The sequence below is a fragment of the Isoptericola sp. BMS4 genome, assembly GCF_011634835.1.
In the GTDB taxonomy this organism is placed as follows: Bacteria; Actinomycetota; Actinomycetes; order Actinomycetales; family Cellulomonadaceae; genus Isoptericola.
The window spans coordinates 3,944,050-3,964,160 of sequence record NZ_SIRP01000001.1; the positions used below are offsets into that span (position 1 = coordinate 3,944,050).

The window sequence follows — 20,111 nt, forward strand, 5'->3', positions numbered from 1 at the left end:
GATTCGTCAGGTGGTCGGCTTCACGAGGGGGAACAGGATCGTCTCGCGAATTCCCAGCCCGGTCAGGGCCATGAGCAGCCGGTCGATCCCCATGCCCATGCCGCCCATCGGAGGCATCGCGTACTCCATCGCCTCCAGGAAGTCCTCGTCGAGGCGCATCGCCTCGTCGTCGCCCGCGGCGGCGAGACGCGCCTGCTCGGCGAACCGTTCCCGCTGGACCACCGGGTCCACGAGCTCGGAGTAGCCGGTGGCGAGCTCGAACCCGCGCACGTACAGGTCCCACTTCTCCACGACGCCCTCGACGTCGCGGTGGGCACGGACCAGCGGGGAGGTCTCGATCGGGAAGTCGCGCACGAACGTGGGCGCGTGCAGCGTGTCGCCGACGTGGTGCTCCCACAGCTCCTCGACGAGCTTGCCGCGGTTCGTCCGCGCCACGTCGACGGAGATCTCCGCCTTCTCCGCGAGCGCGAGCAGCTCCGCCGTCGGCGTGGCCGGCGTGATCTCCTGACCAAGCGCCTCCGACAACGAGCCGTACATCGTGATCTGCGCCCATTCGCCGCCCAAGTCGTACTCCTCGCCGTCGGGCAGCGTCACCACGGTGGTGCCGAGCACCTCCCGCGCGGCGGTCTGCACGAGGTCCTGGGTGAGCGCCCCGATCGTGTCGTAGTCCCCGTAGGCCTCGTACGCCTCCAGCATCGCGAACTCCGGCGAGTGCGTGGAGTCGGCGCCCTCGTTGCGGAAGTTGCGATTGATCTCGAAGACCTTTTCCACCCCGCCCACGACGGCGCGCTTGAGGAAGAGCTCGGGAGCGATTCGCATGAACAGCTCGATGTCATAGGCGTTCATGTGCGTGGAGAATGGCCGGGCCGCCGCGCCCGAGGCGATCGTCTGCAGCATCGGCGTCTCGACCTCGAGGAATTCACGCCGGTGGAAGTTCTCGCGCAGGGACCGCATGACGCCGGCCCGGGTGCGCACCATCTCGCGGGCCGCCGGGCGCGCGATGAGGTCGACGTAGCGCTGGCGGACCCGCGCCTCCTCCGAGAGATCCTTGTGGAGGACGGGCAGCGGGCGCAGCGCCTTGGCGGCGAGCTGCCAGGAGTCCGCGAAGATGCTCAGCTCGCCGCGGCGGGACGCGCCGACGCGGCCGTGGGCGAACAGGTGGTCGCCCAGGTCGACGTCGGTCTTGAACGCGGCCAGCGACTCCTCGCCGACCACCTTCTGGCTCAGCATCGCCTGCAGGCGGTTCCCCTCGCCGTCCTGCAGGGTGACGAAGCAGAGCTTGCCCGTGTTGCGCAGGAAGACGACGCGACCGGCGACGCCGACGACGTCGTCCGTCTCCTGCCCCGCCTCGAGGTGGCCGTAGGCCGACCGGACCGCGGCGATCGAGTGCGTGACCGGCACACCGACCGGGTACGGGTCGACGCCGGACGCCAGGAGGCGCTCCCGCTTCTCGCGACGGACGCGGAGCTGCTCCGGCAGGTCGTCGACGGCGGGCGTGTCGGCGGGGGGCGCGCCGGCGGGCGCGGTCTGCGGGGAAGTCACCCCACGATTCTACGGGCGACCCGGCTCACACCCGCCCGGCCCCGAGCCAGGGCAGGGACACCACAGGTCAGGACGGCTCCGCGCCGGTCGGGTGCCCGCGCGAGGGCGCGGGACGCAGGTCGAGCGCGAGGTCCAGGATCGGCGCGGAGTGCGTGAGCGCCCCCACGGACAGGAAGTCGACGCCCGTCGCCGCCACCTCGGCCGCGCGGTCGAGGGTGAGGTTGCCCGTCGCCTCCAGCTCGACGTGCGCGGGGACGCCGTCACGCCCCTCGCGCTCCCGCACGGCCGCGACCGTGGCGGCCAGGACCGGCGTCGGCATGTTGTCCAGCAGCAGGAAGTCGGCGCCCGCGTCGAGCGCCTCCAGCGCCTGGGCGGTCGTGTCCGCCTCGACCTGCACGGCGACGTCGGGGAACGTCGAGCGGACGGCGCGCACGGCACCCGCCACCGACCCGGCCGCCACGACGTGGTTGTCCTTGACCATCGCCACGTCGTACAGGCCCATGCGCTTGTTGGTGCCGCCGCCGGCGCGCACGGCGTACTTCTCCAGCGCGCGCAGCCCGGGCGTCGTCTTGCGGGTGTCGAGCACCTGGGCGCCCGTGCCGGCCAGCGCGCGCTTCCACGCCGCCGCGGCCGTCGCGACGCCGGACGCCCGCGAGGCGAGGTTGAGCAGGGTGCGCTCGGCCACGAGCAGCACCTGGACGGGCCCCTCGAGGCGGGCGAGCACCCGGCCACCGGCGACGGCCTCGCCGTCCCGGGCGTGGAAAGTCACCGACGGCGCGGGCAGGCCGAGCCGCGCGGCGACCTGGCGCACCACCTCCGGGACCACGACGAGCCCCGCGACGGTGCCGTCCTCGCGCGCCACGACGTCCGCCGTCCCGGTGGCGGACGCCGGGACCGTGGCCTGCGTGGTGACGTCGCGGCCGGGGGCGGGCCCGAGGTCCTCGTCGAGGGCCAGCTCGACGGTGCGGGCGGCCCAGCCCGGGTCGAGGCCGGGCTCGACGGCGGACGCGCGGTCGGACACGGGCAGGTCGTGCGGGTCGCTCGGGTTCACGACGGGAACGGTACCCGGCCGGACACGTCCGACGGCGCGGCGAGCGCGCCCGACTCGTCGAGGGCGAGGGTGACGCGACGCTCCCAGGCGGGGTCGCGCCGCGGGTGGTCGCTGCGGAAGTGCCCGCCGCGGGACTCGGTGCGCACGGCCGCCGCGTGCACGAGCGCGGTGGCGACCTGGTGCACGTTCGTCGTCTCCCACTCGGCGATCTGCGGCCCCGCGACGACCTCGCTGGCGCGGTGGGCGTCGGTGCGCACGCCCGCCAGCTCGGCCGCGGCCCGCGCGAGCGAGGACGCCGACCGGACCGGGCCCGCCCCCGCCGACGTGGCCCGCTGCACGCGCGAGCGCGCCGCGGCCGCCACGAGCGCCGTCGGGCCGGGCCGGTCCACCGGCGCGGGGGCCGCGCCCAGCTCGCCGGCCGCGAACCGGTCGACGACGTCGCGGGCCGCCCGGTGCGCGAAGACCAGACCCTCCAGCAGCGAGTTCGACGCCAGGCGGTTCGCGCCGTGCACCCCGGTGCACGCCACCTCGCCGACCGCGTACAGGCCCGGCACCGAGGTGCGCCCGCGCACGTCCGTCACCACCCCGCCCGAGTGGTAGTGCTGCGCCGGCGCCACCGGCACCGGCTCCTCCGTCCAGTCGATGCCGTGCGCGGCCAGGCGCGCGGTGATGCTCGGGAACCGCTCGCGCAGGAATCCCGCCCCGAGGTGCCGGGCGTCCAGCAGCACGTGGTCGGCGGACGTGGCGTCCATGCGGCGCACGATGGCGTGCGCCACGACGTCGCGCGGGGCCAGCTCCGCCAGCTCGTGCTCGGCCGGCATGAACCGGTGCCCGTCGACGTCGAGCAGCAGCGCGCCCTCGCCCCGCACGGCCTCGCTGATGAGCGGCTGCTGCCCCTTGGCCGCCGACCCCAGCCACAGCACGGTGGGGTGGAACTGCACGAACTCGAGGTCGCCGACGGCGGCGCCGGCGCGGAGCGCGGCCGCGATCCCGTCGCCCGTCGCGCCGGGAGGGTTGGTCGAGGAGCGGAACACCTGCCCGACGCCGCCCGTGGCCAGCACGACGGCGGGGGCGAGCACCGCGCCGACGCCGTCGCGGGTGCCCGCGCCGCGCACGTGCAGGGTGACCCCGGCCACGGGGCGCGCGCCCCCCTCGTCGGGGGCACCGGTGAGGACGTCGATCACGAGCGCGTTCTCGATCACCTCGATGCCGGGGTCGTCGCGCACGGCGGTGATCTGGGCGACCAGGGCGCGGGAGATCTCCGCCCCCGTGGCGTCCCCGCCGGCGTGCGCGATGCGGTCCGCGCGGTGCCCGCCCTCGCGGGTGAGCGCGATGCCGCCGTCGGGCGCGACGTCGAACGCCGCCCCGCGGGCCACGAGCTCGCGCACGCGGCGCGGCCCCTCGGTGACGAGCACCTGCACCGCGTCGGGGTCGCCGACCCCGGCGCCCGCCACGAGCGTGTCGTGGTGGTGGGCCTCGGGGGTGTCGTCCGGGTGCAGCGCCGCGGCGATCCCGCCCTGGGCCCACACCGTCGAGCCGGACGCCAGCTCGCCCTTGGTCACGAGGAGGACGCGCGGCACGCGAGTACGCAGCTCGAGGGCGGCCGTGAGCCCGGCGATGCCGGAGCCGACGACCACGGCGTCGGCCTCGGTGGTCCAGCCCGCGGGCGGCGCGGCGAGGGCGCGGGCGAGCCGGGGCGTCGGGCCGCCTGCGGCGGTCACCGCACGGAGGCGAACGGCAGGCCGCTCGCGGACAGGCCGTGCCCGTCCGGCACCTGGCCGGGGTCGTCGTGCACCTCGACGATGCGGTTCGACCCGTCGACGAAGACGACGTGCGGCAGGAACGTGCGGGCGTCGGCGTCCGACAGCATGCCGTAGGCGATGATGATGACGACGTCGCCCGGGTGCACCAGGTGCGCGGCGGCGCCGTTGATGCTGATCTGGCCGCTCCCCGGCTCGCCGGGGATGACGTACGTGGTCAGGCGGGCGCCGTTCGTGACGTCGACGACGTCGACCTGCTGGCCGGGGATCAGGTCCGCGGCCTCGAGGAGGTCGGTGTCGACCGTGACGGATCCCACGTAGTGCAGGTCCGCCTGGGTGACCGTGGCCCGGTGGATCTTGCCGATCATCATCGGGCGCTGCAACGACGCCGGGCGGCGCGCGGGGGCGCGACCCGCGGCGCGCGCGGCGTCCTGCCCGGGCTCCGGGGTCGTGGGCTGGTCAGTCACGATGTGCCTCCTGGCCTGCGGTGTCGTCCTCGCGTCCCGCCGGTTCCCCGGGGGCCGCGACCTCCACGGCCTGGTTGTCGATCAGTCGGGTGGTGCCCACGCGCGCCGCGACGAGCAGGAGCGCCGGGCCGCGGTGGTCCGCGGGCACCGGGCCCACGGTAGCCGGGTCGACGAGGGCGAGGTAATCCACGTCAACACCGGCGGCACCCTCCAGGATTCCCGACGCCGCCGCGCGGACGTCGTCCGCCCCGTGCCCGGCGTCCGCCGCGTCCGCCCCCGCGCGCAGCGCCCGCGACAGGGCGAGCGCGAGACGCCGCTCGTCGTCCGAGAGGTACGCGTTGCGCGACGACATCGCCAGCCCGTCCGGCTCGCGCACGGTCGGCACGCCCACCACCTCGACGTCCAGGTCCAGGTCGCGCACCATGCGGCGCACCGCGAGGAGCTGCTGGGCGTCCTTCTCGCCGAACAGCGCCACGTCGGGGCGGGTGAGGTGCAGCAGCTTGAGCACCACGGTGAGCACGCCGTCCATGTGCCCCGGGCGGTGCTCCCCCTCGAGCACCTCCCCGAACCGGCCCGCGGACACGCGCACGACGGGGTCGCCGTCCGGGTACACGACGTCGGGGGTGGGGGCGAACACCAGGTCGGCCCCGACGCTCGCCAGCTTGTCGACGTCGCCGTCCAGGTCGCGCGGGTACGCCTCCAGGTCCTCCCCGGCGCCGAACTGCAGCGGGTTGACGAAGATCGTCACCACGACCTGCCCGGTCTCCCCCGCCTCCTCGCGCGCGCGGCGCACGAGCCGCAGGTGCCCGTCGTGCAGCGCGCCCATGGTCATGACGACGGCGCGCCGGTCGGTGGCGTCCGGCCCGGTGAGCGCCCACGACGTCAGGGCGTCGCGCAGCTCGCCCCGCGTGCGGACGACGGCGGGGCGCGGGCGGCCGGTCGCGCCGGGCGTCGTGGTGGTGCCGGTCATTCCTGCTCCTCCGAGGGGTCGTCGGCGCCCGGGTCGCGGGGCGCCGCGGTGGGGGCCGCGAGCACGTCGAGCAGCCGGCGCGCCGCGGCGTCGTCGATGCGGTGCGACGCCAGCGCCCGCACCGTGGCGCCGCGCGCCAGCTCCGTGTACGAGGCCACGACGTCCGTGGCCCCCGTCGCCGTCGCCAGCGCGTCCAGCGCGCCCAGGTGCGTCCGGACGGTCCCGACGTCGCCGCGGGCGACCGGGCCCGTCAGGGCCGCGATCGCGCCCGGCCCGACGCCGTCGCGCACGTCCGCCGCCCGCGTGGCGCCGTCGAGCGCCGCCGAGAGCAAGGGGGCGAGCAGCCGGCCCGGTCGGTCGACGCCGGACGCCTCGAGCGCCTGCGCCGCCTGGGCGACCAGCGTCACCAGGTGGTTCGCGCCGTGCGCGAGGGCCGCGTGGTACAGCGCCCGGGCCCCCTCGTCGACGACGACCGGCTCGCCGCCGACCTCGACGACGAGCGCCTGCCCGATGGGCTGGACGGCGGCCGGCGCGGTGACGGCGAACGTGCAGCCGGTGAGCCGCTGCAGGTCCAGCGACGTGCCCGTGAACGTCATCGCCGGGTGCACGGCGAGCGGGATCGCGCCGGCCTGGCGCGCGGGCTCCAGGACGTCCGTGCCGTAGCGGCCGGAGGTGTGCACCACCAGCTGGCCGGGCTGCCAGGCCCCCAGCGAGGCCAGGCCGCCGACGACCTCGGCCAGCGCGTCGTCGGGCACCGACAGCAGCACCAGCTCGGACCGCTCGACGATCTGCGGCACCTCCAGGTGGGGCACGCCGGGCAGCAGCGTGGCGATGCGCTCGCGGGACTCCTCGCTCACGCCGCTCGCCCCGACGACCGCGTGGCCCGTGGAGCGCAACGCGCTGCCGAGCACGGCGCCCACGCGGCCCGCCCCGACGATGCCGACGCCGAGGCGGCCGGGGCGGCGGGCGCCGTCGTCCCCCTCGCTCCCGGGCGCGGTGGGCGGCGCAGGGGTCATCGAGGGTCCTCCATCCAGCGTTCGGGGGTGGCGTGGGCCCGCGCGGCGCGGGCGCGCACCGACTGCTCCGCCAGCAGCCGGGCCGCCTCGTCGGCGTCCATGTGCTGCACGGTGGGCATGACGGGGCCGGGGGTCGAGTGCAGCGTGACGGACGCGAGGCCGCGCCTGCGCTGCCAGGGCCCCTGCTCCAGGCCGAGGGACTGCGTGCGCTCGTGGGGCACCACCTCGAGGCGGCGCACGAACCGGCCCCCGCGGGCGAGCAGCGCGCGGCCGGTGACGGCGTACCCGTTGCGCCGCCAGCTCCACGGGTCGAGCAGCCGGGCGCGCCGGGGGCTCGTGAGGAACCAGCGGTCGGTGCGCGCGTCGCCCACGAGGGCCTCGTCCAGCAGCGCGAGCGTGGTGTCGAGGTCACCGGCGTCCAGGTCGGGCAGCACCAGCCCGACCGCCGTGAGCGCCTCCGAACGCGGCCCCACCGGCAGCAGCACGTTCTGCGACTCGCCGTTGCCGCCCTCGCCGCCGCCGTAGCCGGCGACGTTGACCCGCACGCGCCACCAGTCCGGGCCCCGCCACCACGGCCCCTGGGTGAGGGAGACGGCCTGCACGCGGCCCGGCGGGATCGTCTGGGCGCGGGTCTCGAGCAGCCCGTGCCGCAGGCGGATGCCGTCCGGGGACAGCGCCGCACGGAAGCCGAACTCCCCGGCGAACCGCTGGAACAGGTAACCGCCCACGCCGAGGACGGCGGGCAGCGCCGACATGAGGATCCCCACGTTGCGCGTCACCGTGACGACGACGCCGAGGCCCGCGAGGAGCAGCACCGCGAGCCACAGCCCGGGCAGCCGCACCAGCGACGCCAGCAGCCGGGACGGCGGCACCTCGTACACCGTGCGCTCCGGGGCCTCGGGAGCCTCCGACGGCTCGGTCCCGGGCGCCGTGCCCGGGGGCGCCGCGCCCTCGGCCGCCGAGCCCTCCGGCGTCGCGGCCGCGTCCCCGGCCGGTGGCGCCGGTGCGGGGCCGGTGCCCGGCGTCGCCGCGCGGGCCGCCTTGATCCCCGCCGCGCGGGCGAGCAGGTCGGCGCGCAGGTGCCCGGCGTCGGCGTCGGTGAGGAACCCGATCGCGACGGCGGAGTCGGTGCCGCCGGCGACCTCCAGCCGCAGCTCCGCCAGCCCGAAGAGCCGGGCCAGCAGGGGCTGGCGGACGTCCACGGCCTGGAGCCGGTCCAGGCGGGCGTGCCGTTGCTGACGGAACAGGACGCCCTTGCGAAGGTGGACCGCGTCGTCGTCGACGGCGAACGCCGTCATCCGCCAGGCGAGGGCGGCGTAGCCGAAGGCGATCCCCACGATCAGGAGCAGGACGAGGACGACCTTCCACCACAGGCCGTCGATACGCCCGGCCAGGTCGGCGGCGCTCTGCACGTCGTCCGCGACCTGGCTGCCCACGACGACCAGGGCACCGACGACGACGGCCCAGCCGCGCACCAGCGGCGTCACCGGGTGCACGCGCCGCCACCGCAGGTCGTCACGCGCCGCGCCGCCCGCCGCGGCGTCGGCCGCGCCGTCGTGCCGGGTGGCCGGACGTCCGGACGGCGGGGTCGTGGGCATGCTCACAGGCCCGCCAGCCGCGCCTCGCCGCGCGACGAGAGCCGGTCACGCAGGCGCTCGGCCTCGTCGGGGACGAGGCCCGGGATGTCGGCGTCCGTGCTCGCCGACGCCGTGTGGAGCTGGACGGACGCGATGCCGAGGTTCCGGTCGAGCGGTCCGGCCTCGACGTCGACGTACTGCATCCGCCCGTAGGGCACGACGACCAGCGACCGGAACAGGATGCCCTTGCGGATCAGCAGGTCGTCGTCACGCTCGGCGTACCCGATCGCGCGCACCTGCCGGGGCACGAGCACCACGGTCCACAGCAGCAGGGCGGCGGGGACCCCGACCAGCAGCCAGAACCACGGCGAGACGAGCGCCGTCAGCACGGCGCCGGCGACGACGGGGACGCCGAGGACGACGGACGCGGGGATGAGACGGGCCCGGACGAGGCGGGGCGAGACGCCCTGCCACTCGACTCCGGGCGGGTCGAACGGTCCGGTCGCCCGCGCCGTCGGCGGGCCGGCGGGGGTGCTGGTCATGGCCCCATCTTCCCATCCGTGCGCGCGTCGCGACATCGGCCGGACGGCGGGGACCGCCACCGGCCGGGTCCGCCGGAAGGATGAGGACGGCCCTCGGCACGGCGTGTCCGCGCCTCAGGACGGGAGCGGGTCCGCGCGCTCCTCGCCGCGGCCGTCGCCGTCGCCGTCGTCCGGAGGCGGCAGCTCGCAGAACCTCTCCACGACGAGCCCGACGACCGTGAGCACGACGGCGCACGCCACGCCGATGCCGGCGGCGACGCCCTGGTCCCGCCGGGCCTCGATGTCGAGCTGGCCGGCGACCACCAGGACGGTGGCGACGTAGCGGCCCGCGAGCAGCGCACCTGTCAGCGCGGCGGCCTTGGCGAGCACGAAGGTGCGCGCCGCACGCAGCGGGTCGAGGTCGGGACGGTCGCCCCGCTGGTAGGCGCGCACGGCCCAGCCGGCCCAGAAGATGCCGCCCGCGAGGCCGAGGATCGCGACGTACTCCACCCACGCGACGGTCGGCAGGTAGATGCCCCGCGACTCCAGCAGCCGCAGCACGACCGTCCCGACGACGGCGACCGCGGCCGCGACGAGGACGAGCGTGCGGACGGAGGTGCGGCGCATGTCAGCGTTCGCGCTCGTCGCCCGCGTCGTGCCCCGGCTCCTCGGGCCGCGCCGGGGGCTCCGGGTCCGGCTCCCCGAACGGTGCGAACGGGTTCAGCTGCGCCGGCTCACCGCCGAACGGCGGGTACGTCTCCGGAGGCGCGGGCGGCACGGGCGGGTGCGGCTCCACGGGCGTGGCCGGGCGGGGCTCCGCCGGGACCGGGCGATGGGCGTCGCCGAGCGGGGCCGACGGCTCCGCGGGGGCGACCGGGCGCCGCTGCTCGGTCGGCGCCGCGTACGGCCGCAGCGCCTCCGGCTCCTCCGGCGCGGCCGGTGGCTGGTCCGGGGCCGGCGGCACCGGGGCGTGCGGCGCGGGCGTCGTCCGCGGGACGGAGTCGATGATCCCCGGCGGCGGGGTGGGCTGCGCCGGGTCCGTGCGAGGCTCCGGGCCGGTGGGGACGTCGAAGGCCGGGCCCGGGACGGGCGGCAGCGCGGCCGGGTCCGGCACGTCGTCCCGCGGGTCCGGCACGTCGGGCAGGTCCGGCAACGAGGGGGCCGCGGGGTGCGGCTCCACGGGCTCGGACGGCACTGCGGGCGCTCCGCCGGGCTCGAGCCCGGCGGCCTCAGCGGCCTGCGGGCCGGGCTGCTGCGGTGCCGGCCACGGGTCCGGCGCGAACCCCGGCTCGTCCGCGGCCTGCGGCGCCGGGGCGGGGTACGCCTCCGGCGCCGGGTGCGGGGCGGGCGGCTCCGCGGCGGACGGGTACGCGGGCTCCGGAGCCGGCGAGGGAGCCGGTTCCGGGGTCGGCTCAGGCGCGAGCTGCGCCTCCGGGCCCGCCCACGGTGCCGCCGACGAGTCCTCCGGGGCCGACCACGGCGCCGACCGGGAGTCCTCCGGCGGCGCCCAGGGCACCTCCGGGGAGTCCTCCGGGACCGCGGGCGCGGGAGGCCGGGCCACCGGCTGCGCGGCGGAGTCCGGCCGGGGCGCGTCCGGCTCGACCGCGTCGGGTGCCTGCGGCACGGGAGCCGACGGCGCCGGGGACGCGGCGCTCGACGCGACCTGGCCCGTGCTCTGCGTCGGCCCCGTCAGCCAGTCGAGGGCGAGCCACCGGATGCCGGCGCGGTCGGGCGCCGTCGCGGCGAGCTGGCCCACGATCCCGCCACCGAGGCCGCCGAGCACCGCGTCGGGCGCGATCTCCGCCCAGGGGACGAGCACGAACGCCCGCTCGTGCGCCCGGGGGTGGGGCAGCTCGAGGTCCGGGTCGGTGGACGTGAGCGTGCCGTACTGCACGATGTCGATGTCGAGCGTCCGCGGCCCCCACCGCTTCTCGCGCACCCGGCCGTGGTGCTCCTCGACGTCCTGCAGCGCGTCCAGCAGGCCGACGGGCGCGAGGGTGGTGCGCACGACGAGGACGGCGTTGAGGTAGTCGGGCTGGTCCGGGCCGCCGACGGCACCGGTCCGCGCGAGCGGCGACACGTCCGTGACCTGCACCCCGGCGAGCCGGTCGATGTCGGTCACCGCCTCGCGCAGGGTCACCTGCGCGTCGCCGAGGTTGGCGCCGAGGGCCAGCACGGCCTCGACGGGGTGCTCGGGCACGACGTCGAGCGGGTCGACGGCCGGCTCCTCGGGCTCGACGGGCGCGGGCACGGGCGGCACCGGCGCCTGCTCGGGCGTCGCCCCCGGCTCCGGCGCCGGCTCCGGCGCCGGCTCCGCCGCGGCCGCCGTCACCGCGGCCGCGCCCAGGGCGGGCGCGACAGGGGCCTCGGCGGGCTCCGGGGCCGGTGGCGACGCGGCCTCGGCGGGCCGCGCGGGCGCGTCGACCGACGGGGCGTGGGTCCGGTCGCGCCGCACCACGACGGCGACGTCGTCGAACGGCACCTCGATGGGCGCCTGCGGCTTGTGCACGCGCACGTCGACCGTGTGCACGGCGTCGTGGGCCAGGACCGCGGCGGCGATCCGCTCCGCGACGGTCTCGACCAGGTCGGCCGGGGACCCCGCGAGCACGTCGTGCACGTCCCGGGCCACGTCGGCGTAGCTGACGGTGGCGCCCAGGTCGTCGGACGACGCCGCCGCCCGGGTGTCGAGGTGCAGCACGACGTCGGCGCTGAAGACCTGGCCCTCGGCCCGCTCGTGCGGGAGCACGCCGTGGTGTCCCGTGGCGGTCACGCCGTCGAGGCGGATCTGGTCGAGCTGTCGTCCCCGGGGATCCGGTACGGCTGCGGCGAACGTCACGAGCTGCCCTTTCCGTCGGCGAGGGCGGAGCTGCCGCCCCTCGCACTCGTCGTGCTGGAGGTGCCCGGCGCACCGAGCTCGTCGGCATCTTCCCCGTCCGCCCCGGCCGTCGTCCAGGCGTCCGCGACCCGGACGGCGTCGGCGCTGGCGCGTGCGGCGTGCACGCGCACCCCCCAGGCCCCCGCGGCGGCCGAGAGGGCGGAGATCGCGGCCGTCGCGTCGTCCCGGGCGAGCGGCGGCACGGGCTCGCCCGCCGGCCCGCCGTGGGTCCCGGCGAGCAGGTGCCCCAGGAAGCGCTTGCGGGACGCGCCCACGAGCACCGGGCGCCCCAGCGTCTCCAGCGCGTCGAGGTGGGTGAGGAGCGGCCAGTTGAGGGTGCCGGCCTTCGCGAAGCCGAGCCCGGGGTCCAGGACGACCTGGCCCGGGTCGGCCCCGGCCGCCACGAGGGCATCCATGCGGGCGGCGAGCTCGTCGCGCACGTCCGTCACGACGTCGGCGTAGTCCTGGCGGGCGTCCATGACGTCGGCGTGCCCGCGCCAGTGCATCGCCACGTAGGCGACACCCGTCTCCGCGACGACGTGCACCATGCGCGGGTCGGCCAGGCCGCCGGAGACGTCGTTGACGATCCGCGCGCCCGCCTCCACCGCACGCCGGGCGACGTTCGCGCGCGTCGTGTCGACGGAGACCACGGCGCCGTGCGCGGCGAGGCGCGAGATGACCGGCAGCACCCGGCGCAGTTCCTCGTCCTCGTCCACGCGCGCGGCGCCGGGACGGGTCGACTCGCCGCCGACGTCGAGCAGGTCCGCGCCGTCGGCGAGCAGGTCGAGGCCGTGCCGCACGCCCGCGTCCGGCTCGAACCACTCGCCGCCGTCGGAGAACGAGTCCGGGGTGATGTTGACCACGCCCATGACCAGGCAGCGTCCCACCCCGGACAGCTCGGGGAGTCCGGCGACCGCCGCGTCGCGCGGGTGGGGGCTCACCGGGTCGTCACCGCCTCGTGACGAGGCTCATGGCCTCGGCACGGGTCGCCGAGTTCAGCATGCTCCCGCGCACCGCCGACGTCACCGTCCGCGAGCCGGGCTTGCGGACCCCGCGCATCGACATGCACAGGTGCTCGCACTCGACGACGACGAGCACGCCCCGCGGCTCCAGGATCCGCACCAGGGCGTCCGCGATCTGGCTCGTGAGACGTTCCTGCACCTGGGGGCGGCGCGCGAACACCTCCACGAGCCGGGCGATCTTGGACAGCCCAGTGATCTGCCCCTCGGTGTTGGGGATGTACCCGACGTGCGCGACGCCGTGGAACGGCACGAGGTGGTGCTCGCATGTCGAGTACAGCTCGATGTCGCGGACCAGGACCATCTCCTCGTGGCCCAGGTCGAACGTCGTGGTGAGGACGTCCTCCGGCTCCTGCCGCAGGCCGGCGAAGATCTCGCGGTACGCGCGGGCCACCCGGGCGGGCGTGTCGCGGAGACCCTCGCGGTCCGGGTCCTCGCCGACGGCGAGCAGCAGCTCGCGCACGGCCTTCTCGGCCCGCGGCTCGTCGTACGGCGGGACCTCCGCGGCCGCGCGCATGCCGAGGTCCGTCACCGGGTCGGTCACCGGTGGTCCCCCGCCGCCGGGGGCTCCGCGTCCGTTCCCACGCCGGGGCCCGCCTCCAGCACGTCCTTCCGGTCGGAGGTGGCCGCCTCGTCCTGCGGCACGACGGCGTTCGAGTGACCGTTCGTCTCCGCGGCCGCCTTCTCCGCGTCGGTCATGATCGGACCGCGGGTGTGGACGGTGCGCTGCTCGCTCGAGAGCCACACGTCGCGCGGCGGGCGCTTCTCGACCGGGGCGAACACCTCCGCCAGCTCGGCCTGGTTGAGCGTCTCCTTCTCCAGGAGCCGCAGGACCAGGTCGTCGAGCACGTCGCGGTACTGCGTGAGCACCTGCCACGCCTCGTCGTGCGCGGCCTCGACGAGCTTGCGCACCTCGTGGTCGACAGTGCCGGCCACGGCCTCGGAGAATTCGCGCCCGTGCCCGGCGTCGCGACCCATGAACGGCTCGGAGGAGCCGGAGCCGATCTTGATCGCGCCGACGCGCTCGCTCATGCCGTACTCGGTGACCATCTTGCGGGCGGTCCCGGTGGCCTTCTCGATGTCGTTGCTCGCGCCGGTGGTCGGGTCGTGGAAGACGATCTCCTCCGCCACGCGGCCGCCCATCGCGTACGCGAGCTGGTCGAGCAGCTCGTTGCGCGTCGTGGAGTACTTGTCCTCCGTGGGCATGACCATCGTGTAGCCGAGGGCCCGGCCGCGCGGCAGGATCGTCACCTTCGTGACCGGGTCGGTGTAGCGCATCGCCGCCGCGACGAGGGCGTGCCCGCCCTCGTGGTACGCGGTGATCTTCTGCTCCTTGACCTTCATCACCCGGGTGCGCTTCTGCGGGCCCGCGATCACGCGGTCGATGGCCTCGTCCAGCGCGCGGTCGTCGATGAGCTGGGCGCCGCTGCGCGCGGTGAGCAGCGCCGCCTCGTTCAGCACGTTGGCCAGGTCGGCGCCGGTGAAGCCCGGGGTGCGGCGGGCGACGGCGTTCAGGTCGACCGTGTCGACCATCGGCTTGCCCTGCGCGTGCACGGTGAGGATGTGCTCGCGACCCTTGAGGTCCGGTGCCTCGACCGCGACCTGGCGGTCGAAGCGGCCCGGGCGCAGCAGCGCCGGGTCGAGGATGTCCGGGCGGTTGGTCGCGGCGATGAGGATGACGTTCGTCTTGACGTCGAAGCCGTCCATCTCGACGAGCATCTGGTTGAGCGTCTGCTCGCGCTCGTCGTGGCCGCCGCCCATGCCGGCGCCGCGGTGGCGGCCGACGGCGTCGATCTCGTCGATGAAGATGATGGCGGGGGCGTTGTTCTTGGCCTGCTCGAACAGGTCGCGCACGCGGGAGGCGCCGACGCCGACGAACATCTCGACGAAGTCGGACCCGGAGATCGAGTAGAACGGCACCCCGGCCTCGCCCGCGACGGCTCGCGCGAGCAAGGTCTTGCCCGTGCCGGGCGGGCCGTACAGCAGCACGCCCTTGGGGATCTTGGCGCCCACGGCCTGGAACTTGTCCGGCTCGGCGAGGAACTCCTTGATCTCGTGGAGCTCCTCGACTGCCTCGTCCACGCCCGCGACGTCGGCGAACGTCACCTGCGGCATGTCCTTGGTGATCATCTTGGCCTTGGACTTGCCGAAGCCCATGACGCCGTTCCGGCCGCCGCCCTGCATCCGCGACAGGATGAACCAGAACACGACGCCGATGAGCAGGAACGGGATGATGAACGACAGCATGGAGCCCCAGAAGCTGGGCTGGGGCACCTCGGAGTCGTAGCCGTCGGCGAGGTCGGCGCCGCTGACGGCCTTGGCGACCGTGTCGCCCTGCGGCTCCACGTAGAAGAACTCGACCTTCTCCCCGTGGTCCTGCTCGTCGTCCGTCCCGGCGTCCGTGACGTACTTCTCGTTCAGCTCGAGCACGACGCGCTGGTCGCCGTCCACGACGAGCGCGTGGTCGACCGTGTCGCCGGCGAGCAGCTCGAGGCCCTGCGAGGTCTCGATGCGGGAGACCCGCTCGGTGTTGAACGCGCTGAAGGCCAGCGAGACGAGCAGCAGGCCGACCACGATCCAGATGATCGGGCCGCTGAGGATCTTCTTGATGTTCATCGGCGACGGGGACGGTGCCCCGCTTCCCTTCCGTCGGGCAATCTGTGCCCACGACGCTACACGCTGGACGTGGACGAACGGTGAGTGTTCGCCCACGGCTGGACGCGGCCCACAGGGGGGGCCGGGCGCTCCGCCCGCGGGCGCCGGGGCGTCAGCTGTACACGTGCGGGGCGAGCGTGCCCACGAACGGCAGGTTGCGGTACTTCTCCGCGTAGTCCAGCCCGTAGCCGACGACGAACTCGTTGGGGATGTCGAAGCCCACGTAGCGCACGTCGACCTCGACCTTCGCGGCGTCCGGCTTGCGGAGCATGGTCGCGATCTCCACCGACTCCGGCCCGCGCGAACGCAGGTTCGCCACGAGCCAGGACAGGGTGAGCCCGGAGTCGATGACGTCCTCGACGATCAGCACGTTGCGCCCGGTCAGGTCGGCGTCGAGGTCCTTGAGGATCCGCACCACGCCCGAGGACTTGGTGCCGGAGCCGTAGGACGACACGGCCATCCAGTCCATCTGCACGGGGTGGTGCAGCCGGCGGGCGAGGTCCGCCATGACCATGACCGCGCCCTTGAGGACGCCGACGAGCAGGAGGTCCTGGCCCGCGTAGTCCGCGTCGATCTTCGCCGCCATCTCGTCGAGCTTCTCCCCGAGCTGTTCCTCGGTGAGCAGGATGTCGGCGAGATCGCCGGAGACGTCCGACTGGTCCACGTGTTACTCCTCAGGGCGCGGGAAGTGCTGGGGCGTACCCGCGGCGGTGAGCGGCGGGTGCAGGAAAAGACTGCCACACGCTCGCCGGGCGCGGGCGTCGCCCGGCAGGTGGACGGGGCCCTGCCCACGCCACGAGACGACGAGGGCGTCCAGCGCGTCGACGTGCCGCGCCGTCGTCGCCCCGGCGGGGCACCCTGCCGCGAGGGCCGCCGCCCGCAGCGCGCGACGGCGCAGGGCCGGGTGGGCGGCGGCGAGCACGCCGGCGTCCAGCACGAGCTCCCCCCGGCTCGCGGCCGGGTCCTGCGCCGTCGCCGAGGCGAGCACCTCGGAGGCGAGCTCGTCGAGCAGGTCCGCGTCGTCGCGCAGCTGGTCGGCGCTGCGCGCCAGCGCCTCGACGACGCCCGGCCCCAGGCTCGCCTCCAGGACCGGCAGCACCGCACCGCGCACCCGGGTCCGCCCCGGCACGTGCCGAACATGTGGTTGATCCGGTTCTTCGGCCGTGAAACCGGGAGCAACCGCATGTTCGGCATCGGTGGCGGGCAGCAGGTTGGTGGGGTCGGTCCAGAACTCCAGGCCGAGGGCGGCGCAGACGGCCTCCGTCTGCGCCCGTCGCAGCCCCAGGAACGGCCGGCGCAGCGGCCCGCGCCGCCGCGGCATGCCCGCCAGGGAGCGCGCCCCGCTCCCCCGCGCCAGCCCCAGCAGCACGGACTCCGCCTGGTCGTCGAGGGTGTGGCCCAGCAGCACGGCCGCGGCGTCGCGGGCCGCGGCCTCCTCGGCGAGGGCCGCGTACCGGGCCTCGCGCGCGGCGGCCTCGAGCCCGCCCGCGCCCGGCCCGTCGTCGACCGCGACCGTCCGCACCACGACCGGGTCGAGCCCCAGGGTGCGGCACTGCCGCGCGGCCTCCGCCGCGACGTCGTCGGACCCCGGCTGAAGCCCGTGGTCCACGACGACGGCGCCGGCACGGACCGCGAACCCGCGCGAGCGCACCGACCGGCCCACGCGCCCCGCCTCGAGCGCCGTCGCGCCCGCGAGCGCCAGGCTGTCCGCGCCCCCGGAGCAGGCGACGAGCACCAGGCCGCCCGGCGCGAGACCGCCGTCGGCGAGGTCCGCCAGCTCCGCCCGGACCGCGCCGCGCGCGGCCGCGAGGGCGGGGTCCACCTGTGCCATCCGGATCACGCCTCTCGACGGGTCGACGGGTCGCTCGTCGCGGCGGTCAGCCGTGCACGCGCCGCACCCAGGCGCGGGGGTCGTGGATCTCGCGGGAGGACGGCAGGTGCTCCGGCGACGACCAGACGGCGTTGAGGCCGTCGCGGCCGACGCGTCCCTCGACGCCGCGCACGAACGCGGCGCCGTCGCGGTACTGCGCGAGCTTGGCCTCCATCCCGAGCACCCGGCGCAGCACCGCGTCGAGCGTCGGGGCGCCCTCCCCGGAGCGCCGCTTCTCGAACCGTGCCCGGATGGTGCGCACGGTGGGCACCACGCGGCGCCCGACGGCGTCCATCATCACGTCGGCGTGGCCCTCCAGGAGCGCCATGACGGCGGTGATCTCCGCCAGCTCCTGGCGCTGCGCCGCGGAGAGGAGCTCGTCGAGCGGGGTGACGAGCTCGCCCCGCACCGCACGCAGGACCGTGCGGCCGGCGACCGCGAGCTTGTCCCGCAGCGGCGCCTTCACCATCCGCACCGAGCCGGTCGCGACGTCCTGCAGCAGGTCGCCCACCCGGGCGCCCAGGTGGTCGGCGAGCCAGGGCGCGGCGGCGAACTGCAGGGCGTGCGTCTGCTCGTGCAGGCACACCCAGAGCCGGAAGTCGCGCGGGCGCAGGTCCAGCGCCCGCTCGGTCGTGAGGATGTTCGGCGCCACGAGCAGCAGCCGCCCGCAGGCGGTGCCGTACGGGTCGAACTGGCCGAGGACGCGCCCGGAGAGCAGCGCGAGGAGCGCGCCCACCTCGGCGGCTCCGGCGAGGCGCGCGGCCGACGACGTGGTGACGGCCTCCGGCGCGAGCGACCGGGCGACCGGCTCGGTCATGGTCCGCATGGACGTCAGGTTCGCCCGCGCCCAGGTGGCCCGGTCGACGACGTGCACGTCGCCGAGGTCCTCCGGCGCCCGGCCGGCGCCGGGCGTCATGCGGGTGGTGGTGAGCACGTGCTCGACGGCGGTGCCGGCGGCAGAGCGCAGCCCGTCGACGAGGTCGGCGAGCTCGGCGCGCGGGGCGGTGAGCCCGGGCCTGGCCAGGCGACCGGCGAGCTGGGCCGCGGCCGTCCAGTCCAGGAGCGGCTCGACGGCCCGGTCGGGGGCCGGGGTGGGTGTGGTCACGGGACCACGGTAACCAGGGCGTCCGCGGGCCGGGCGCCCGGGGTCAGGGCGTGCAGCCGCACGCGGCGAGGCTCCCCGTGAACCGGTCGAAGATGATCCGCGCGCCGTACGTCTGGTCCTTCGGCACCGCGTCGGCCATCAGCGTGTAGACCAGTAGGCGGTCGTCGGCGGTGACGACCGTGCCCGCCAGCGCCGTCGTCCGCGGCAGGCTGCCCGTCTTGCCGGTGACGTACCCGCGCCCGGGGCTGCCCTGCGGGTACCGGTCCGCGAGCGTGCCGGACAGTCCGCCGACCGGCAGCCCGCGCGCGACGTCGCGCAGCTCCGGGTGGTCGGGGTCGACGGTGAGGGCGAGGACGTCGGCGACCTGGCGCGGCGTCATCCTCGAGCCCCTGCCCAGGCCGGAGAGGTCCGTGAGCTCGGCGCGCTCGAGGTCCACGCCGAGCCTCTCCACCTGCGCCCGCACCGCCTGGCGGGCGGCCTGCCCGCTGCCGGGCCGCCCGGCGTCGAGGGCGACGATCCGCCCGACCACCTCCGTGATCGTGTTGTCGGAGTGGTGCAGCAGGTAGGTGACGACGTCGCGCAGCGGCGCCGACTCGACCCGCGCGACCTCCCGCGCCGAGGACGCCGCGGTCTGGTGCGTCACCCGTCCGCGCACGGTGAACCCGCGGTCGGTGAGCTCGTCGGCGAGCTGCCGTGCGGCGGCGAGCGCCGGGTCCTTGGCTCGCGGCCCGTACTCGGCGTCGGTGAGCCGCGCGACGTCGACCCCCACGCTGGCGACGGGCGCGACGTACCCGTCGCGCACGTCGTTGGCGGGCACGGAGGGGGCCACGGCGGGGCCGGTGAAGAGGGTGTCGTCGACGGCGAGCGTGACGGAGTCCCGCCCGCTCAGGAGGAGCTTCGCGGCGACCTGGTCGGCGAGCCCGCCCAGGCCGGCGTGGCCGTTGACGGCCTCCTCGTCGCCGTCGCCCGCGGCGAGCATCATGTCCCCGCCGCCGACGAGCACCAGGTCGGAGTCGCCGCTGAGCACGACCGTGGTGGGCAGCGTCCGGTCGCCGCCGGGCCCGGCCAGCGCGGCGGTCGCGGTGAGCAGCTTCTGGACCGACGCCGGCGTCATCAGCCGGTCGGGGGCGGCCGTGCCGAGCAGGTCGCCCGAGCGCGCGTCGGCGACGACCACGCCGACGCGCTTGCCGAGGCGGTCGTCCTTCGCGAGGTCGCCCACGAGGTTCCCCACCTGGCCGGCCGCCGGCACGGGGGCGTCCTCGGGCAGGCCGGGCAGGGAGCGTTCGACGTCCGGGCCCGTGGTCGCGCCGGGTGCGCTGGGGAAGGGCGCCGGCGCGGCCGGGGCGGGCGAGGTGGTGAGCATGCCCGGGACGACGTCGTAGGCGTCGGCGACCAGGTATCCCCCGAGGAGCACGACGGCGGTCACGGCGGTGGCGGTGACGTTTCCCCGCCAGCCCATGCGGCCTCCTCGTTCCCGTGTCCCCACGACGCTACCGCCGAGCGCGCGTCGAGCGCTTCGTGAGCATCGTCACAGCCCGGCGCCCGTGGCGTGCTCGTTGTGTATCTTCCCACGTCCGCGGGGCGCCGCGCGCCACGTCGGAGGCCCGGTCCGCGCCGGCGCGCATGGCAGACTTTGACGGGGCGTCTGCACCGGGAATGCCCGCCACCACGCACGTCCGAGGC

Annotated in this window: 17 protein-coding genes; all 17 read right to left on the minus strand. The window is 76.1% G+C overall.

Features of this window, described 5'->3' with window-relative positions; genetic code table 11:
• Nucleotides 1-6 precede the first annotated feature (6 nt).
• Nucleotides 7-1,542, minus strand: coding sequence for a lysine--tRNA ligase (gene lysS / locus EYB28_RS17790; protein ID WP_166850703.1), 1,536 nt, complete (start codon nt 1,540-1,542; stop codon nt 7-9).
• 67 nt (nt 1,543-1,609) lie between these two features.
• Nucleotides 1,610-2,593: a carboxylating nicotinate-nucleotide diphosphorylase gene (gene nadC / locus EYB28_RS17795; protein ID WP_240930629.1), complete on the minus strand. Its 984-nt coding sequence runs from the start codon at nt 2,591-2,593 to the stop codon at nt 1,610-1,612.
• Nucleotides 2,590-4,314: an L-aspartate oxidase gene (locus tag EYB28_RS17800; RefSeq protein ID WP_166850704.1), complete on the minus strand. Its 1,725-nt coding sequence runs from the start codon at nt 4,312-4,314 to the stop codon at nt 2,590-2,592. The genes nadC and EYB28_RS17800 overlap by 4 nt, the downstream gene beginning before the upstream one ends.
• Entirely contained in the window at nt 4,311-4,724 is a 414-nt protein-coding gene (gene panD, locus EYB28_RS17805; RefSeq protein WP_240930764.1) for an aspartate 1-decarboxylase, read from the minus strand. The genes EYB28_RS17800 and panD overlap by 4 nt, the downstream gene beginning before the upstream one ends.
• 88 nt (nt 4,725-4,812) lie before the next feature.
• Nucleotides 4,813-5,790, minus strand: coding sequence for a pantoate--beta-alanine ligase (gene panC, locus EYB28_RS17810; protein ID WP_166850705.1), 978 nt, complete (start codon nt 5,788-5,790; stop codon nt 4,813-4,815).
• Nucleotides 5,787-6,806 carry a Rossmann-like and DUF2520 domain-containing protein gene (locus EYB28_RS17815; protein ID WP_166850707.1) on the minus strand — a complete coding sequence of 340 codons (1,020 nt, stop codon included), beginning with the start codon at nt 6,804-6,806 and terminating at the stop codon, nt 5,787-5,789. The genes panC and EYB28_RS17815 overlap by 4 nt, the downstream gene beginning before the upstream one ends.
• A complete protein-coding gene (locus EYB28_RS17820) occupies nt 6,803-8,404 on the minus strand; it encodes a PH domain-containing protein (protein WP_166850708.1) in 1,602 nt (533 codons plus the stop codon). Before EYB28_RS17820 ends, EYB28_RS17815 begins: the two co-directional genes overlap by 4 nt.
• 2 nt (nt 8,405-8,406) lie before the next feature.
• Nucleotides 8,407-8,925, minus strand: coding sequence for a PH domain-containing protein (locus EYB28_RS17825; protein ID WP_166850710.1), 519 nt, complete (start codon nt 8,923-8,925; stop codon nt 8,407-8,409).
• Nucleotides 8,926-9,039: 114 nt separating this feature from the next.
• A complete protein-coding gene (locus EYB28_RS17830; protein WP_166850712.1) occupies nt 9,040-9,531 on the minus strand; it encodes a DUF3180 domain-containing protein in 492 nt (163 codons plus the stop codon).
• Nucleotide 9,532: 1 nt separating this feature from the next.
• Complete coding sequence (gene folK / locus EYB28_RS17835) at nt 9,533-11,740, minus strand: 2-amino-4-hydroxy-6-hydroxymethyldihydropteridine diphosphokinase (RefSeq protein ID WP_205710955.1); 2,208 nt, start codon at nt 11,738-11,740, stop codon at nt 9,533-9,535.
• Nucleotides 11,737-12,648 carry a dihydropteroate synthase gene (folP, locus tag EYB28_RS17840; protein WP_166852721.1) on the minus strand — a complete coding sequence of 304 codons (912 nt, stop codon included), beginning with the start codon at nt 12,646-12,648 and terminating at the stop codon, nt 11,737-11,739. The genes folK and folP overlap by 4 nt, the downstream gene beginning before the upstream one ends.
• A 79-nt stretch (nt 12,649-12,727) precedes the next feature.
• Nucleotides 12,728-13,315 (minus strand): GTP cyclohydrolase I FolE, encoded by a 588-nt coding sequence (gene folE / locus EYB28_RS17845; protein ID WP_166852724.1) that lies wholly within the window; start codon nt 13,313-13,315, stop codon nt 12,728-12,730.
• Between the two features lie 23 nt (nt 13,316-13,338).
• A complete protein-coding gene (gene ftsH / locus EYB28_RS17850; RefSeq protein WP_166850714.1) occupies nt 13,339-15,414 on the minus strand; it encodes an ATP-dependent zinc metalloprotease FtsH in 2,076 nt (691 codons plus the stop codon).
• A 151-nt stretch (nt 15,415-15,565) separates the two neighbouring features.
• Nucleotides 15,566-16,117, minus strand: a complete 552-nt coding sequence (gene hpt / locus EYB28_RS17855; protein ID WP_166850716.1) for a hypoxanthine phosphoribosyltransferase — start codon at nt 16,115-16,117, stop codon at nt 15,566-15,568.
• 3 nt (nt 16,118-16,120) lie between these two features.
• Nucleotides 16,121-17,284, minus strand: coding sequence for a tRNA lysidine(34) synthetase TilS (gene tilS, locus EYB28_RS17860; protein WP_166850719.1), 1,164 nt, complete (start codon nt 17,282-17,284; stop codon nt 16,121-16,123).
• A 46-nt stretch (nt 17,285-17,330) separates the two neighbouring features.
• Nucleotides 17,331-18,428 (minus strand): zinc-dependent metalloprotease, encoded by a 1,098-nt coding sequence (locus EYB28_RS17865; protein WP_166850721.1) that lies wholly within the window; start codon nt 18,426-18,428, stop codon nt 17,331-17,333.
• Nucleotides 18,429-18,471: 43 nt separating this feature from the next.
• A complete protein-coding gene (locus tag EYB28_RS17870) occupies nt 18,472-19,887 on the minus strand; it encodes a D-alanyl-D-alanine carboxypeptidase/D-alanyl-D-alanine-endopeptidase (protein WP_166850722.1) in 1,416 nt (471 codons plus the stop codon).
• Nucleotides 19,888-20,111: the final 224 nt, after the last annotated feature.

Coding starts and splice junctions, on each gene's coding strand:
- EYB28_RS17825 (WP_166850710.1), bottom strand. CDS start 8,925: ATGACCAGCACCCCCGCCGGCCCGCCGACGGCGCGGGCGACCGGACCG.
- panC (WP_166850705.1), bottom strand. CDS start 5,790: ATGACCGGCACCACCACGACGCCCGGCGCGACCGGCCGCCCGCGCCCC.
- panD (WP_240930764.1), bottom strand. CDS start 4,724: ATGATGATCGGCAAGATCCACCGGGCCACGGTCACCCAGGCGGACCTG.
- ftsH (WP_166850714.1), bottom strand. CDS start 15,414: ATGAACATCAAGAAGATCCTCAGCGGCCCGATCATCTGGATCGTGGTC.
- EYB28_RS17820 (WP_166850708.1), bottom strand. CDS start 8,404: ATGCCCACGACCCCGCCGTCCGGACGTCCGGCCACCCGGCACGACGGC.
- EYB28_RS17815 (WP_166850707.1), bottom strand. CDS start 6,806: ATGACCCCTGCGCCGCCCACCGCGCCCGGGAGCGAGGGGGACGACGGC.
- EYB28_RS17830 (WP_166850712.1), bottom strand. CDS start 9,531: ATGCGCCGCACCTCCGTCCGCACGCTCGTCCTCGTCGCGGCCGCGGTC.
- EYB28_RS17870 (WP_166850722.1), bottom strand. CDS start 19,887: ATGGGCTGGCGGGGAAACGTCACCGCCACCGCCGTGACCGCCGTCGTG.
- folP (WP_166852721.1), bottom strand. CDS start 12,648: ATGGGCGTGGTCAACATCACCCCGGACTCGTTCTCCGACGGCGGCGAG.
- tilS (WP_166850719.1), bottom strand. CDS start 17,284: ATGGCACAGGTGGACCCCGCCCTCGCGGCCGCGCGCGGCGCGGTCCGG.
- folE (WP_166852724.1), bottom strand. CDS start 13,315: ATGCGCGCGGCCGCGGAGGTCCCGCCGTACGACGAGCCGCGGGCCGAG.